This window comes from Pseudomonas sp. V98_8, assembly GCF_029967975.1.
Classification (GTDB): domain Bacteria; phylum Pseudomonadota; class Gammaproteobacteria; order Pseudomonadales; family Pseudomonadaceae; genus Aquipseudomonas; species Aquipseudomonas umsongensis.
The window spans coordinates 96456-112287 of the sequence record NZ_JASCAE010000005.1 but is presented as its reverse complement, the minus strand read 5'-3'; the positions used below and the strand labels follow the sequence as shown (position 1 = coordinate 112287).

At 58.7% G+C, this 15832-nt stretch carries 18 protein-coding genes; 7 read left to right on the top strand and 11 right to left on the bottom strand.

The features are described 5' to 3' along the window. The first annotated feature begins 85 nt into the window (after window positions 1-85). Window positions 86-856, top strand: coding sequence for an SDR family oxidoreductase (locus QLG10_RS05280; RefSeq protein WP_020796010.1), 771 nt, complete (start codon window positions 86-88; stop codon window positions 854-856). 185 nt (window positions 857-1041) lie between these two features. Continuing rightward, window positions 1042-1743: a tRNA (N6-threonylcarbamoyladenosine(37)-N6)-methyltransferase TrmO gene (gene tsaA / locus QLG10_RS05275; RefSeq protein ID WP_248679522.1), complete on the top strand. Its 702-nt coding sequence runs from the start codon at window positions 1042-1044 to the stop codon at window positions 1741-1743. A gap of 156 nt (window positions 1744-1899) precedes the next feature. On the opposite strand, the gene fpr is transcribed toward tsaA, so the two are convergent. Next, entirely contained in the window at window positions 1900-2679 is a 780-nt protein-coding gene (gene fpr, locus QLG10_RS05270) for a ferredoxin-NADP reductase (RefSeq protein WP_008054100.1), read from the bottom strand. 139 nt (window positions 2680-2818) lie between these two features. Between fpr and QLG10_RS05265 the strand changes: the two genes are divergently transcribed. Next, window positions 2819-3745, top strand: a complete 927-nt coding sequence (locus QLG10_RS05265) for a LysR family transcriptional regulator (RefSeq protein ID WP_110748740.1) — start codon at window positions 2819-2821, stop codon at window positions 3743-3745. Here QLG10_RS05265 and QLG10_RS05260 read toward each other — a convergent pair. The 3 genes from QLG10_RS05260 to QLG10_RS05250 form a co-directional block, all read right to left on the bottom strand. Beyond that, window positions 3742-4104: a diacylglycerol kinase gene (locus tag QLG10_RS05260; protein ID WP_110748739.1), complete on the bottom strand. Its 363-nt coding sequence runs from the start codon at window positions 4102-4104 to the stop codon at window positions 3742-3744. The genes QLG10_RS05265 and QLG10_RS05260 overlap by 4 nt on opposite strands. Before the next feature lie 74 nt (window positions 4105-4178). After that, complete coding sequence (gene erdR / locus QLG10_RS05255) at window positions 4179-4829, bottom strand: response regulator transcription factor ErdR (RefSeq protein WP_020796006.1); 651 nt, start codon at window positions 4827-4829, stop codon at window positions 4179-4181. 218 nt (window positions 4830-5047) lie between these two features. Next, the gene (locus tag QLG10_RS05250) at window positions 5048-5791 is read right to left on the bottom strand and encodes a tRNA-uridine aminocarboxypropyltransferase (RefSeq protein WP_110748737.1); all 744 of its coding nucleotides are present in this window, start codon (window positions 5789-5791) and stop codon (window positions 5048-5050) included. Between the two features lie 187 nt (window positions 5792-5978). Between QLG10_RS05250 and QLG10_RS05245 the strand changes: the two genes are divergently transcribed. Next, a complete protein-coding gene (locus tag QLG10_RS05245; RefSeq protein WP_110748735.1) occupies window positions 5979-6401 on the top strand; it encodes a PA3611 family quorum-sensing-regulated virulence factor in 423 nt (140 codons plus the stop codon). A gap of 1 nt (window position 6402) precedes the next feature. Here the strand turns inward: QLG10_RS05245 and QLG10_RS05240 are convergent, their stop codons facing one another. Next, window positions 6403-6597, bottom strand: a complete 195-nt coding sequence (locus QLG10_RS05240) for a hypothetical protein (RefSeq protein ID WP_110748733.1) — start codon at window positions 6595-6597, stop codon at window positions 6403-6405. 474 nt (window positions 6598-7071) lie between these two features. Between QLG10_RS05240 and QLG10_RS05235 the strand changes: the two genes are divergently transcribed. Then, window positions 7072-8190, top strand: a complete 1119-nt coding sequence (locus tag QLG10_RS05235) for a TIGR00730 family Rossman fold protein (protein ID WP_110748731.1) — start codon at window positions 7072-7074, stop codon at window positions 8188-8190. Window positions 8191-8233: 43 nt separating this feature from the next. On the opposite strand, the gene recX is transcribed toward QLG10_RS05235, so the two are convergent. From recX to QLG10_RS05205, 6 genes are all read right to left on the bottom strand, one after another. Beyond that, window positions 8234-8701: a recombination regulator RecX gene (gene recX, locus QLG10_RS05230; protein ID WP_110748729.1), complete on the bottom strand. Its 468-nt coding sequence runs from the start codon at window positions 8699-8701 to the stop codon at window positions 8234-8236. Between the two features lie 8 nt (window positions 8702-8709). Then, a complete protein-coding gene (gene recA, locus QLG10_RS05225; RefSeq protein ID WP_008060630.1) occupies window positions 8710-9768 on the bottom strand; it encodes a recombinase RecA in 1059 nt (352 codons plus the stop codon). Window positions 9769-9851: 83 nt separating this feature from the next. Then, entirely contained in the window at window positions 9852-10352 is a 501-nt protein-coding gene (locus QLG10_RS05220) for a CinA family protein (RefSeq protein ID WP_110749054.1), read from the bottom strand. A gap of 90 nt (window positions 10353-10442) precedes the next feature. After that, window positions 10443-11009 (bottom strand): glycoside hydrolase family 19 protein, encoded by a 567-nt coding sequence (locus QLG10_RS05215; RefSeq protein WP_282485925.1) that lies wholly within the window; start codon window positions 11007-11009, stop codon window positions 10443-10445. Between the two features lie 178 nt (window positions 11010-11187). Continuing rightward, window positions 11188-11535: a phage holin family protein gene (locus QLG10_RS05210; protein ID WP_110748726.1), complete on the bottom strand. Its 348-nt coding sequence runs from the start codon at window positions 11533-11535 to the stop codon at window positions 11188-11190. A 209-nt stretch (window positions 11536-11744) separates the two neighbouring features. Continuing rightward, window positions 11745-12479: an XRE family transcriptional regulator gene (locus QLG10_RS05205; RefSeq protein WP_110749052.1), complete on the bottom strand. Its 735-nt coding sequence runs from the start codon at window positions 12477-12479 to the stop codon at window positions 11745-11747. 202 nt (window positions 12480-12681) lie between these two features. Here QLG10_RS05205 and mutS point away from each other — a divergent pair, with 202 nt between their 5' ends. Together mutS and fdxA are read left to right on the top strand one after the other, a co-directional pair. Then, window positions 12682-15261 carry a DNA mismatch repair protein MutS gene (gene mutS / locus QLG10_RS05200; RefSeq protein WP_110748724.1) on the top strand — a complete coding sequence of 860 codons (2580 nt, stop codon included), beginning with the start codon at window positions 12682-12684 and terminating at the stop codon, window positions 15259-15261. A 142-nt stretch (window positions 15262-15403) separates the two neighbouring features. Continuing rightward, entirely contained in the window at window positions 15404-15727 is a 324-nt protein-coding gene (gene fdxA, locus QLG10_RS05195; RefSeq protein ID WP_110748722.1) for a ferredoxin FdxA, read from the top strand. Window positions 15728-15832: the final 105 nt, after the last annotated feature.

The window sequence follows — 15832 nt, the reverse complement described above, 5'->3', positions numbered from 1 at the left end:
AATCCCCATTCCGCGCAAAAATAGTGGCTCCACTGATCGGGCCTGACGACTAGGGTGTAATGACCTACAGCCCTCAGGATTCGCCATGCATCCCTATTTCTCCCTGCAAGGCCGCACCGCACTGGTGACCGGCGGCACCCGTGGTATCGGCAAAATGATCGCCAAGGCCTATGTCGAGGCTGGCGCCACCGTCTACGTATGTGCCCGCGACGTCGAAGCCTGCCGGCAAACTGCCGATGAGCTCGGTGCGTTGGGCCGCTGTCACGCGGTGGCCGCCAACCTGGCCACTGAAGAAGGCGTGCAGCAGTTGGCAACACGCCTGGGTGAGCAGATGACCCATCTCGATATCTTGGTCAACAACGCCGGCACCACTTGGGGGGCGCCATTGGAAAGCTACCCGATCAAAGGCTGGGAAAAGGTCATGCAACTGAATGTGACGTCGGTATTCAACTGCATCCAGCAATTTCTGCCACTGCTGCGCAAAGCCGGTTCCCCCGCGAACCCGGCCCGGATCATCAATATCGGTTCAGTCGCCGGGATTTCTTCCTTTGGCGAACAGGCATATGCCTACGGGCCGAGCAAAGCCGCCCTGCATCAACTCTCACGGATTCTGGCAAGGGAACTGGTGAGCCAGCACATCAACGTCAATGTGATCGCCCCGGGTCGCTTTCCGAGCAAGATGACCCAACACATCGACAGAGATGCGCAGGCATTGGCGCAGGATACGGCGCTGATTCCGATGAAGCGTTGGGGCCGGGAGGAAGAGATGGCGGCGCTGGCGATCAGCCTGGCGAGTACGGCCGGGGCGTACATGACCGGAAATATCATTCCGCTCGATGGTGGGTTCAGCCTCTGAGATCGGCGGTGCTGCCATCGCGGGCAAGCCACGCTCCCACAGGTTTTTTGGTGCTCACAAAATCTGTGGCCGGCCGGGATCCACTGTGGGAGCGAGCCTGCTCGCGAAGGGGCTGGCACAGCCACCACTGAACACAGGTCGATCGGGTTATCATGCCCGCCACCATCCCGACTCGACCCCAAACCATGACCTACAGCGTTTCCCCCATCGGCTTCGTGCGTTCCTGCTTCAAGGAGAAGTTCGCCATCCCTCGGCAGCCGCAATTGGCCCCCGCCGCGCGCGGCGTGCTCGAACTGGTGGCGCCATTCGATCAGGGTGATGCCGTGCAGGGCCTGGAACAGGTCAGCCATGTCTGGCTGTTGTTCCTGTTCCATCAGGCACTGGAAGAAAAGCCGCGCCTGAAAGTTCGTCCGCCTCGCCTGGGCGGCAACAAGTCCATGGGCGTGTTCGCCACGCGCGCGACTCACCGGCCCAATGGCATCGGCCAGTCCGTGGTCAAGCTGGACAAGGTCGAGGCCAATCGCCTGTGGATATCGGGTATCGACCTGCTCGATGGCACGCCGATCCTCGACATCAAACCCTACGTGCCTTACGCAGACATTATCGACACAGCCACCAACAGCGTCGCCAGCGCCGCGCCGCAGCTGATTGCCGTGCAATGGACGGATAGCGCCCTGCAACAGGCTCATGGGCACGCTGAACGCCTTGCAGAGCCGTTGGTTGAGTTGATCGAGCAATGCTTGGCGCAGGATCCGCGTCCGGCGTACCAGACGCCTGCCCCGGAACGCGAATATGGTGCGCAATTCTGGGACGTGGATGTGCGCTGGCATTATCCAACGCCGCAGATGATCCGCGTGCTTGAGGTCATTCCCGCATCCAACATGTAGGAGCTGCCGCAGGCTGCGATCTTCTGATCTTGAAATCGCGATAGAAGATCAAGATCAAAAGATCGCAGCCTGCGGCAGCTCCTACAGAGAACGCGTCCGGCATAAAAAAGCCCGCATTACCTGTATAGGCAATGCGGGCTTTTTTTGAGGCGGTGCTTATTTCTCGACGAACGCACGCTCGATCAGGTAATCACCCGGCTCGCGCATGCGCGGCGACACTTTCAGGCCGAAGCTGTTCAACACTTCGCTGGTCTCGTCGAGCATGCTCGGGCTGCCGCACAGCATGGCGCGGTCGTCCTGCGGGTTGATCGGTGGCAGGCCGATGTCGCTGAACAGCTTGCCGCTGCGCATCAGGTCGGTCAGGCGACCTTCGTTTTCGAATGGCTCGCGAGTCACGGTTGGGTAGTAGATCAACTTGTCACGCAATGCATCGCCAAAGAACTCGTTCTGCGGCAGGTGCTCGGTGATGAACTCGCGGTAGGCGACTTCGTTGACGTAACGTACGCCGTGGCACAGGATCACTTTTTCGAAACGCTCGTAGGTTTCCGGGTCCTGGATGACGCTCATGAACGGCGCCAGACCGGTACCGGTGCTGAGCAGGTACAAATGTTTGCCAGGCTTCAAGTCATCCAGCACCAGCGTGCCGGTGGGCTTCTTGCTGATGATGATCTCGTCGCCTTCCTTCAGATGCTGCAATTGGGAAGTCAGCGGACCATCAGGCACCTTGATGCTGAAGAACTCGAGATGCTCTTCCCAGTTCGGGCTGGCAATCGAGTAAGCGCGCATAAGCGGGCGGCCGTTGGGCTGTTGCAGGCCGATCATCACGAACTGACCGTTCTCGAAGCGCAGGCCCGGATCACGGGTGCACTTGAAGCTGAACAGAGTGTCGTTCCAGTGATGAACACTGAGGACACGCTCGTGGTTCATGTTGCTCATGTACGGGGACTCCTGGAGATTGGATCTGCGCTGGCTCATTCAGGAACAGACCTGCGGTGCGCAATTGCATCGCATTCTAATAGCGACGACAATATCTGTTAACTGGATTATTAAGATAAGGGTTATCGGTTATATCGATATGCGATTTACTCTCCGTCAACTTCAAGTGTTCGTCGCCGTCGCCCAGCAGGAAAGCGTGTCCCGTGCTGCGGGTCTGCTCAACCTCTCACAGTCGGCGGCGAGTACATCCATTACCGAACTGGAGCGCCAGTGCAGCTGCCAGCTGTTCGACCGCGCCGGCAAGCGATTGAGCCTCAACGCCCTGGGTAAACAGTTGCTGCCCCAGGCGGTTGCCTTGCTCGACCAGGCCAAGGAAATCGAAGACCTGCTCAATGGCAAGTCCGGATTTGGCTCATTGGCAGTCGGCGCGACCCTGACCATTGGCAACTATCTCGCGACCCTGCTGATCGGTGGTTTCATGCAGCGCCACCCGGAAAGCCAGGTCAAGCTGCACGTGCAGAACACTGCCAATATTGTGCAGCAGGTCGCCCACTACGAAATTGACCTGGGTCTGATCGAAGGCGATTGCAGTCACCCTGACATCGAAGTGCAAAGTTGGGTCGAAGATGAGTTGGTGGTCTTCTGCGCGCCACAGCATCCGCTGGCCCAGCGGGGCACAGCGAGCATGGAGGAACTGAGCCACGAAGCCTGGATCCTGCGTGAACAAGGCTCAGGCACACGCCTGACGTTCGATCAAGCCATGCGCCATCACCGGAGCGCGCTGAACATCCGCCTGGAACTGGAACACACCGAAGCCATCAAGCGCGCCGTAGAGTCCGGCCTGGGGATCGGCTGTATCTCGCGGCTTGCGCTACGGGACGCGTTCCGTCGCGGCAGCCTGGTAGCCGTGGAGACTCCGGACCTGGACCTGGCCCGACAGTTCTATTTCATCTGGCACAAGCAGAAATACCAGACCTCGGCGATGCGTGAATTCCTCGAACTGTGCCGCGCGTTTACCGCCGGGGTGCAGCGCAGCGACGAGATCGTCCTGCCGGCGATCGCTTAAAGCAGAATCACCGCCCAGACCAGCGCGATCATGGTCAAGGCCACCAATTGCGCGGCACTGCCCATGTCCTTGGCGTTTTTCGACAACGGGTGCAATTCAAGGGAAATGCGGTCGATGGCCGCTTCCACGGCCGAATTGAGCAGCTCGACGATCAGCGCCAACAGGCATACCGCAATCAACAACGCCTGCTCGACACGATTCACGTTCAGGAAGAACGACAGCGGGACCAGAATGACGTTGAGCAACACCAGTTGCCGAAAAGCCGCTTCGCCGGTGAATGCTGCGCGTAGGCCGTCCAGCGAGTAGCCGGAAGCATTGAGGATACGTTTCAGGCCGGTCTGGCCTTTGAAAGGTGACATAGAGTAGGACTGACCAAAAAAGGAGTGGGAAAGCTAGATTAACCAAAGTCAAAAAAACGTGAAGGCGCCAGCGCTTAATGGCTTGAAATTGACTCGAGTTGTTGCAGCAGCAACGCCGCCTGGGTGCGGGTCCGCACATTCAGTTTACGAAAAATCGCGGTGACGTGGGCCTTGATGGTCGCTTCGGAAACGCTCAGCTCGTAGGCAATCTGCTTGTTCAGCAAGCCTTCGCAGACCATGGTCAGCACCCGGAACTGTTGCGGAGTCAAGCTCGCAAGACCTTCACTGGCCGCCTTGGCCTCATCGGAAACGCTGACGGCTTCGAATGCTTGCGGTGGCCAGAAAACATCGCCATCGAGCACCGCGCGCACGGCTTTCTGGATAACACTCAGGTCGCTGGACTTGGGTATGAAACCGCTTGCACCAAATTCCCGGGACTTGACCATGATCGTCGCTTCTTCCTGGGCCGAGACCATGACCACAGGAATTTGTGGATACTGGCCGCGCAACAGCACCAACCCGGAAAAACCATACGCGCCCGGCATGTTCAGATCCAGCAGCACCAGATCCCAGTCAGCCTTTTCGCTCAGGCGAGCTTCCAGCTCGGCAATGCTCGCCACTTCCACCAAGCGGACATCCGGGCCCAGGCCCAGGGTCAGCGCTTGATGCAGGGCGGAACGAAAAAGAGGGTGGTCATCGGCAATCAGGATTTCGTATGTGGCCATTTTTCAAATGATCCTGTTTTTCATGGGATGCCCGATGCATTCGGGTATCGCCAAACAACTCGAGGTAACAGCCACGCAGCCGCACCAACGGGGCACGTTCAACGCAAAAAACGGCGTTTCAAACTCTGGCCGCACCCTAATGGGCGCCAAGCATGCCCAGCGAAACCGGGGTGGTCAAGCGACATGGCCGGTACACTTTATTGCAGCATCGGCGACAATCAGACCGTCACTGCCACTGCTGGTTGAAGATAGGCCATCAACTCGGTGTGCGCCGGGGTCGAAACATCCATTTCCAGCTGACGCTTGGCATCGAGGTAATGCTGGCTGAACACATCGAAATAAGCGTCGAGCGCCGAGGCCGCCTCTACATCGCCTGCAAGATCGAGACATAACGCCGCGACTTCCGCAGTACACAAGTGTTCGCTACGGGTGGAGCGGCGCAATTGATAGCGTGAAAGCTTCTCGGGCAACAAACTGAGGATCGGAAGCGCGTCAAAATAGGGGCTTTTACGGAAAATCTTCCTGGCTTCGGTCCACGTCGCGTCGAGCAAGATGAACAGCGGCCTCCTGCCTTGATCGACCACCACGCTATGAGTCACCCGCTCGGGCGCGACATATTCACCCGGGAACACCAGATAAGGCTGCCATTGCGGGTCGGACAGCAAGGCCAGCAACTGCTGATCGACTTCGGTCCGCGACCAGATGAAGGCATGGTTGTCACGCACCACATCGGCAATCAACCAACCGGTATTGCTGGGCTTGAACACTTCCTTGCCAGTCATGATCAGGCATACCCCGGAGCGAGTCTGAACCTGCGGACGCCAGGCGCACAGGCAGTGACTCTCGATCACGCGGCAAGCGCGGCAGCGTGTTGCCCGCCATCCACGGGCCTGAATCGGCTTGATACCTTCCTCTTCGCGCTGGTCGCGCAAACGGGCTACGGCGTTGGGGGCATGGTTCATCGCAGGCCACGCCGGCAGACAAAAGAGATCGACACGAAAAGCACTCGGCTGGGTGAAAGTGCCGGCAGTTTACCAGACCCGCTGGTGCAAACCTGTACCGTGCAGGCCTGCTCCCCTATAATTCGCCGCCACTGAACGCACAGTCATGTGATGGGTCAAACACCCATCACTGCCCCAGGAGAGTTTCATGCTGCGCCTTATCGTTCCCACCGCTGCCATTCTGCTGGCGTCGTCCTTCAACGCTCAGGCTGCGTCCTTGAGTGAGCAGAATTTGAACAGAGAGCTGCGAAACGTCGCCACACAAAGCAGCGTCGGCACGCCACGGGCGATCAATGAAGACATTCTCGATCAGGGCTACACGGTCGAAGGCAATGTGCTGATCAACCACCTGAGTGTGCAAAGCAGCCACGCCAACAAGATGCGTGCCGACCCCAAGGCCGTGTACTTCCAGCTTGGCGCCTCGGTATGCAACAACCCATCCTTCCGTAAGCTGATGGCCAAAGGGGCGGTCATGCGTTATGACTTCACCGAGGTAAAGACCAACCGCGCGGTCGGTTCTGCAAGCTACCAGGAATCGGATTGCCCGAAAGCGACCCAGAAGAAAAAGTAAGTCAGTGGGATTTTGCGCGCCGCTGCTCATCCTCGGCGCGCAATTCCGCCACCAGCGCCTGCAAATAGCGGGAACGCTGATGCGGGTCCATAAGACGCCGGCAGCACTCCTCCTCGAGACTCAAATGATTGATCTCGGCTGATGATTTCAGCAATCGATACAGTTGCGTATCGATCTCCAGAATGACCCTGGCCATGGTTTTCCGGCTCCCTGCACCTCACTCGTGATGAGCGGCAAATCCTTGAACCGCTTGTACCCTGCGCCCTGCCCTTGACGCCAAGTTGTCGTGTAATACCTGTAACTAAGTAAATCAGAGTACTGAACACTCGGGGCGGGTTCGGACGGGCGGTGAAATCACCTTGCAAATCGTCAATAACCGGTTGCCAGGAAAGACTTTGCGGCGCAATGATCAAGGCAACAATCATCGCGACGGTCTAGATTTCAGGTATCTACGTTCATTGTGTCAGGACTGGAAAGGCGCCGCCCGTTTCGTCTTGCGCTGTGCGAACGTTTCTTTCATCCAAGGGAAAAACAGAGCCGGTATGGTGACCCGACCAGGGTCAAGTGAATCGCCCAGGCATGGGCCTGGGCAAACAGCGATACATGAAGTGTCGTGGCGCCGACGCGTCAATGGTCGAAGCCGACGGCTCTGTCCAGAAGGAGAAGCTGAATGCCTTACCAACCGAATGACCTCCTAAGCCGCCATTTTGAACAAAGCGGCCATGACCTCATCAGCAAGGTCGAAGAGCAACTCAACCTGGTTTCACCCAACAGCCCGAATACCCCGATCTACCGCGACATGATCCTGACCGTGCTGCGCATGGCACAGGAAGACCACAACCGCTGGAATGCCAAGATAACCCTGCAAACCCTGCGCGAACTGGAGCACGCTTTCCGAGTGCTTGAGCAGTTCAAGGGGCGACGCAAAGTCACAGTCTTCGGCTCCGCGCGCACGCCAGTGGAACACCCCTTGTATGGTCTCGCCCGGGAACTCGGCGCCGCCCTGGCTCGCTCCGACATGATGGTCATCACGGGTGCGGGCGGCGGCATCATGGCTGCAGCCCACGAAGGTGCAGGTCTGGAACACAGCCTGGGATTCAACATCACTCTGCCCTTCGAGCAACATGCCAACCCCACCGTTCAGGGGACGACCAACCTGCTGCCCTTCCATTTTTTCTTCACACGCAAGCTGTTCTTCGTCAAGGAAGCGGATGCACTGGTGTTGTGCCCAGGCGGTTTCGGCACCCTGGACGAAGCGCTGGAAGTACTGACGTTGATCCAGACGGGCAAAAGCCCATTGGTGCCCGTAGTGCTGCTGGACGCGCCGGGCGGCAAATTCTGGCAGGGCGCACTGGACTTCATCCACCATCAACTGGAGGAGAATCGTTACATCCTGCCTACCGACATGAAGCTGGTGAAACTGGTTTACAGCGCCGAAGAAGCGGTGGAGCAGATCAACCATTTCTACAGCAATTACCACTCCAGCCGCTGGCTCAAACATCAGTTCGTGATTCGCATGAACCACAAGCTCAGTGACAGGGCACTCGAACAGATGCAGGAATTATTCGCAGACCTGTGCCTGAGCGATCGATTTCATCAACATGCCTATAACGGCGAGGAGCAGGACGAAGCACGGTTCAGCCACCTGGCGCGGCTGGCCTTCAACTTTACCGCCCGTGACCACGGCCGGCTTCGCGAGTTGGTGGATTACATCAACCTGGCGGAAAACTGGGCTCAAACCCAGCCACCGGCACAGCAGCGTACGCGAGAGCCATTAAAGGTTACGTGAGGCAAAAAAAACGGCCCGCTATCGAAATAGCGAGCCGTTTCAGTCAATCGTCCATTCCTCGGCCGCTGAACAAGCGGTTGATCATTTCCATGGAGAATCCCCGATACGCCAGGAACCTGCCTTGTTTGGCGCGCTCCCGGGCATCTATCGGTAATTGCCCGGAAAACTTGCGTCGCCAGGTGTCCTTCAATTGTTCCTGCCAGTCGATACCGCTCTCGCGCAGAGCGAGCTCGATATCACTACGCTGCAGGCCACGCTGACTTAACTCTTCACGAATGCGTAAAGGGCCATAGCCGCTGCGGGCACGATAGGAAACGAAGCTTTCAAGGTAGCGGGATTCGGACAACAAGCCCTCTTCCGTCAATCGGTCGAGTGCTGTTTCAATCATTTCGGGGAGAGCCCCGCGCTGACGCAGTTTACGCGTCAGCTCGACTCGACCATGCTCGCGTCGCGCGAGCAGGTCCATTGCGGTTCGCCGCACCGCGACGAGGGTATCGAGTACAGCGGTCATCGGATCAATCAGATATCAGCATCAGCCAGATCGTCTTCGGTCTCTTTGACCGCAGAAGCCTTGGCATCCGCTACCGAAGCCGGAGACAGCAGTTTGTCACGCAGTTGCTTCTCAAGCGTTGCGGCAATATCCGGGTTATCCGCCAGGTACTTGGCCGAGTTGGCTTTACCCTGACCGATCTTGGTGCCGTTATAGGCATACCAGGCACCGGACTTCTCGACGAAACCGTGCAGAACACCCAGGTCGATCATCTCGCCGTTGAGGTAGATGCCCTTGCCATAAAGAATCTGGAACTCGGCCTGACGGAACGGCGAGGCCACCTTGTTCTTCACAACCTTGACGCGGGTCTCGCTACCGACGACTTCATCACCTTCTTTCACCGCACCTGTGCGGCGGATATCCAGGCGAACCGACGCGTAGAACTTCAGCGCGTTACCACCGGTAGTGGTTTCCGGGCTGCCGAACATCACACCGATTTTCATGCGGATCTGGTTGATGAAGATCACCAGGCAGTTGGCGTTCTTGATGTTACCGGTGATTTTACGCAGCGCCTGGGACATCAGGCGGGCTTGCAGGCCCACGTGCATGTCACCCATTTCGCCTTCGATTTCAGCTTTCGGCACCAGCGCTGCCACGGAGTCGACGATGATCACGTCGACCGCATTGGAACGCACCAGCATGTCGGTGATTTCCAGGGCTTGCTCACCGGTATCAGGCTGGGACACCAGCAGGTCGTCGACGTTGACGCCCAGCTTGCCGGCGTACTCAGGGTCCAGGGCGTGTTCGGCATCGACGAACGCGCAGGTCGCGCCGGCTTTCTGAGCCTGGGCGATCACGGACAATGTCAGTGTGGTTTTACCGGAAGATTCAGGACCGTAGATTTCAACAATGCGGCCTTTTGGCAGACCGCCAATGCCCAAAGCGATGTCCAGACCCAGAGAGCCAGTGGAGATGGCCGGGATCGCCTGACGGTCCTGATCGCCCATACGCATTACGGCACCCTTGCCGAATTGACGTTCGATCTGACCCAGGGCCGCAGCCAAGGCTTTCTTCTTGTTGTCGTCCATTAAAGTCCTCACGTAATCAATAAGGCCTGACGGCCAACACCTGTATAAGTAGACAGTATTATTCCACAGCGTGTGCGGATCGCCTACCCCTGATTTGAGATTTCTCCCGCGGTATGGCGCAGCAGCCCCTCTAGCGCGGCCTTCACCGTTTGTCGGCGGACCTCGTCGCGGTTGCCGGCAAAATGCTGCACCTCGCTGAACACCTGGTCGTCGACGCCCCACGCCAGCCACACGGTGCCCACCGGCTTACTGGGCGAACCGCCGTCCGGCCCTGCGACACCACTGACCGCCACGGCAAAACGCGCGCGGCTTTTTTCCTGTGCGCCACGCACCATGGCCTCGACCACTTCGCGACTGACTGCGCCCACGGTTGAAAACAGTTCGGCCGGGACATTCAGTTGCAAGGTCTTCTGTCGATTGGAATAGGTGACATAACCGGCCTCGAACCATGCCGAGCTACCCGGAATTCGGGTAATCGCCTCGCTGATACCGCCGCCCGTACAGGATTCGGCGGCCGTGACATGGGCATTGAGAACCTGCAGGCGCCTGCCGAGTTCAGCGGCCAGCTGTGTGATTTCTTTCACGGTCATCTCCTGATCGAACGGAATGAGGCTTAACGTACACGAGCGAATGGTGCTTGCAAGTTACAGGGACGAGCCGCCCCGACACACATCTCACGGACTTGCAGGTGGGAGCAACACCGTCTTTGCCTGCTTCCAAAGCAGCAATCGTTCCTGCAGCCCGTTCAAACCGCCATTGATACGTCGAGTAATACTGTTGAACTCTTCGACGTCGGCCAGTTCATTAAGGCCGTTTCGCTCCCAGAACCAGGCCGCGGATTCAGCAGCCCATTGTGGCAGCTCCAACAGTTCGGGTTGCTGCAACAAACGCTCATCACCAAAAAGTGCCCGACTGCACTGCAGATAATTACTGCGACCGGTGATCTGGATCAGCCCACGACCCCGATAGCGTTGACCGTCGCCGTCGGCTTCAGGGGAGTTGCCCAAGCGCATGGCCAGGTCCCCGGTATCGTATTTTTCGAAATACTTCTCGCCGCCCAACTCTCGCACATATTGCAGTTGCCCCGACTCGTGGCCGATTTGCGCCAGGAAGGCGGCGATACGCCCGGGAGAATTGATGTTACGACGTGCCATGGCGTTATTAAGGGCAAGCAAGAACAGACCCGACCGAGTGCGGGCACCTGGAAAAATCATGAGTAACTGCTGCTCAGTGAGGCGCATCGCTCGTTCCTTTGATTGATGCATGAAATTCGCAAGATGGCGCCGGGAGAAATACGCCGGCAGCGTATTGAACGCCGCATCCCGAACGCCAGACTACACACCTCTCCCACGCAAGCCCCGCCGGTAATTGTTGCACCGTTTGTGTTGCCAGCGCAGCACGCAGAGCGCCACCCATTCACTATGGGTCGGGGCGAGAATCGCGCGGCGGTGCATCATCGATACCGATACGCCTGGCCACCCAGCGCCCGTACAATCCTACGGCCATGTCAGCCCCGGCTATCGCGGTGAGACAACCGAAGGCGCCGGCGGCCCAGATCGACATCCCGGCGGCGTACAGCAACATCATCGCCGAGACGCCGCATACCATGCACGCTCCGGAACGCAAGGCCAGGCGTCGCAGCAATGACCAGCCACGGGCGCCCTCCTTGTCGGCGCGCCACATTTCCCCGGACACCCCACTGACCACTGCAAGCGCGACGACGAGCCAGATAGGCAGGTCCAGCAACAGTTGCTGCTCGTTTGTCATGTCGGGCCTCCAGGGTGCCTGGCTTGCGATGCTAGCGGTTAAACGCAAGATTATGCATGTACGCATATACAGTCAATGCATTAATGCATTTATTTGCCGTGAAGATAGTCAGCTTCGTACGGGCGAAGAGCGATAACGCCGTATTGTAGGTACACACCGGTATCTGGCTCGCCAGCAAGCCTGGCTCCCGCGAGGCGGCAAACCGAAGGTCAACGAGCGTACATGCCCCACCAGAACACATGACCCAGGATCAGGATCTGTTCCTCCTGCATTTCCAGGAAGGTGTAGTCCTCGTCAGGATGCTCATCGCGGTTGAAGCTACGCAGGCGAATCCCTGTCGGCAGCCGATACAGCTGTTTCACTCGCAACTGGCCGTTATGATTGATGGCATAGAGATCGCCATCGACGATATCGCCAATCCCACACTTGCCGGCGTTGACGCCCACCGTGGCACCGTCGCGCAACACCGGCAGCATGCTGTTGCCGCGCACCGTCACGCATTTGGCCTGGTCGAACTGCACGCCGTTATGGCGCAAGCTACGCTTGCCGAAGCGCAGGCTGGCGCGCTCGCTCTCTTCGATGACGAATCTTCCTGATCCTGCAGCCAATTCAACCTCGCGAAGAAAGGGTACCGAGACCTCGTCATCATCAATAGGGGTATCGTCGTCCCACAGACTGATGTCGGTGAGTTGCGAGTGCGCGGCTTCACGCCGGGTACCCAACGCCTGCGCGATGAGCACCCGACCACGCAATTGATCGGTACTGACGGCGAAGTATTCGGCGATCTTCGAAATGTGTTTATCCGAAGGGTCGACAATCTTCCCGCCGAGGATGCGCGAAAGTGTGGATTGAGGCACGCCGGTGCGACGGTGAAGCTCCGTGGGGGAGATACCGTGCTGATCGAGCAGCGCTCTTAAAACGGTCGAAACGTTGCGTTTTTGCATAATGCGCATAATGCTCGAAGTTTTTTGCCACGACAAATGCTTAATTGCATAACCGATGCATGATTGATCTAGAAAGAGGTCACCCGGCCGTGATGCCTGCGTCGACCAGACTGCCCATGGTAACCTTGCGCCCATCGCGGAAAAGCCGTGCCCATGCCCGCTTTTGCCCCACACCTTTTGAATGAGTTTTCCTGGCAATCCGATGAATAAAGCCCTCTCCGACCTGTCCTCGCACACGCCGATGATGCAGCAATACTGGCGGCTGAAGAACCAGCACCCTGACCAGCTTATGTTTTACCGCATGGGCGACTTCTACGAGATCTTCTATGAAGACGCGAAGAAGGCCGCCAAGCTCCTCGACATCACCCTGACCGCTCGCGGGCAGTCAGCCGGGCAGGCGATTCCGATGTGCGGCATCCCTTACCATGCGGCGGAAGGTTACCTGGCGAAACTGGTGAAGCTCGGCGAGTCCGTAGTGATCTGCGAGCAGGTCGGTGACCCGGCCACCAGCAAAGGCCCGGTGGATCGCCAGGTAGTACGCATCATTACCCCGGGCACGGTGAGCGACGAAGCGCTGCTCGATGAGCGCCGGGACAACCTGATCGCCGCCGTCCTGGGCGACGAGCGCCTGTTCGGCCTGGCGGTGCTGGATATCACCAGCGGCAACTTCAGCGTGCTGGAAATCAAGGGCTGGGAAAACCTGCTGGCGGAACTGGAGCGCGTCAATCCAGTGGAATTGCTGATCCCGGATGACTGGCCCAAGGATCTGCCTGCCGAGAAACGTCGTGGCGTTCGTCGCCGTGCGCCGTGGGATTTCGAGCGTGATTCGGCTTTCAAGAGTCTTTGCCAGCAATTCTCGACCCAGGACCTCAAGGGTTTCGGTTGTGAAAACCTGACCCTGGCCATCGGCGCCGCCGGTTGCCTGCTGGCCTACGCGAAAGAAACCCAGCGCACCGCCCTGCCGCACTTGCGCAGCCTGCGCCACGAACGCCTGGACGATACCGTAGTGCTGGATGGGGCGAGTCGCCGCAACCTGGAACTGGACACCAACCTGGCCGGCGGTCGTGACAACACCCTGCAGTCGGTGGTCGATCGTTGCCAGACCGCCATGGGTAGCCGCCTGCTGACTCGCTGGCTGAACCGCCCGCTGCGTGACCTGAGCGTGTTGCTGGCGCGCCAGACCTCGATCACCTGCCTGCTTGACGGCTATCGTTTCGAAAAGCTGCAGCCGCAGCTCAAGGAAATCGGCGACATCGAGCGCATTCTCGCCCGGATTGGCCTGCGCAATGCCCGTCCGCGGGACCTCGCGCGCCTGCGTGATGCCCTCGGCGCGCTGCCGCAACTGCAAGTGGCGATGACCGAACTTGAAGCGCCGCACCTCAACCAACTGGCGATCACCACCAGCACTTACCCGGAACTGGCGGCCTTGCTGGAAAAAGCCATCATCGACAACCCGCCCGCGGTAATCCGTGACGGCGGGGTGTTGAAAACCGGTTACGACAGCGAACTCGATGAACTGCAATCGCTCAGCGAAAACGCCGGGCAATTCCTGATCGACCTCGAAGCCCGCGAAAAAGCCCGCACCGGCCTGTCTCACCTGAAAGTCGGCTACAACCGCATCCACGGCTATTTCATCGAACTGCCGAGCAAGCAGGCCGAGTCCGCACCCGCCGACTATATTCGCCGCCAGACCCTCAAAGGCGCCGAGCGCTTTATTACGCCGGAACTGAAGGCCTTCGAAGACAAGGCTCTGTCTGCCAAGAGCCGTGCCCTGGCGCGGGAAAAGATGCTCTACGAAGCGCTGCTCGAAGACCTGATCGCCCAGCTGCCACCGCTGCAGGATACTGCGGCTGCACTGGCTGAGCTGGACGTGCTGAGCAACCTGGCCGAGCGCGCGCTGAACCTGGATCTCAACTGCCCACGTTTCGTCAGCGAGCCGTGCATGCGGATCACCCAGGGTCGTCACCCTGTGGTGGAACAAGTATTGACCACGCCTTTCGTGGCCAACGACCTGAGCCTCGACGACAACACCCGCATGCTGGTGATCACCGGCCCGAACATGGGCGGTAAATCCACCTATATGCGGCAGACGGCGCTGATCGTGCTGCTGGCGCATATTGGCAGTTTCGTCCCGGCAGCCAGCTGCGAGCTGTCCCTGGTCGACCGCATTTTCACTCGGATCGGCTCCAGCGATGACTTGGCCGGCGGCCGCTCGACCTTCATGGTCGAAATGAGCGAAACCGCGAACATCCTGCACAACGCCACCGAACGCAGCCTGGTGCTGATGGACGAAGTCGGCCGCGGCACCAGCACCTTCGACGGCCTGTCGCTGGCGTGGGCGGCAGCGGAACGCCTGGCGCACCTGCGGGCCTACACGTTGTTCGCCACCCACTACTTTGAGTTGACGGTATTGCCGGAAGCCCAGCCATTGGTGGCCAACGTGCACCTCAATGCCACGGAGCACAACGAACGCATCGTGTTCCTGCACCATGTACTGCCAGGGCCGGCCAGCCAGAGCTATGGCCTGGCAGTCGCGCAGCTGGCTGGTGTTCCGAACGAAGTGATCGTACGTGCCCGTGAGCACTTGAGCCGGCTCGAAGACACCGCCCTGCCCCACGAGGCGCCTGCGCCAGCCAAAGGCAAACCGGCCACGCCGCAGCAGAGCGACATGTTCGCGAGCCTGCCGCATCCGGTGCTGGATGAACTGGCCAAACTTGATCTGGACAACATGACGCCACGTCGCGCACTCGAAATGCTCTATACACTAAAGACACGGGTCTAACGCATAGGCTTGCAAGCTGTTAGAATCTCGCGCGGTTTGGGATGCTGCGGGCTATTAGCCTGGCTTGCAGACTATCGCTCCCAAACCTTGCGACCCCTACGTGAAGGGGCGCTGCGAGCCGCGCCTGAGGAGAAAATTAGAAATGACCTTCGTCGTCACCGACAACTGCATCAAGTGCAAGTACACCGACTGCGTAGAAGTCTGTCCGGTGGACTGCTTTTACGAAGGCCCGAATTTCCTGGTGATTCACCCGGATGAGTGCATCGACTGCGCACTGTGCGAACCTGAATGCCCTGCAGTGGCCATCTTCTCCGAAGATGAAGTCCCTGCCGGCATGGAAAACTTTATCGCGCTGAACCTCGAATTAGCCGAGGTCTGGCCGAACGTTACCGAACGCAAGGATCCGTTGCCCGATGCCGCTGATTGGGATGGCAAGCCAGGCAAGATCGAATACCTCGAACGCTGATTATCCCCGCGTTCCTGAAAAAGGCCCCACAAGGGCCTTTTTTTTGATCAAAAGATCGCAGCCTTCGGCAGCTCCTACAGGTGCAGGCAAAAAAAAGGGGCGGTA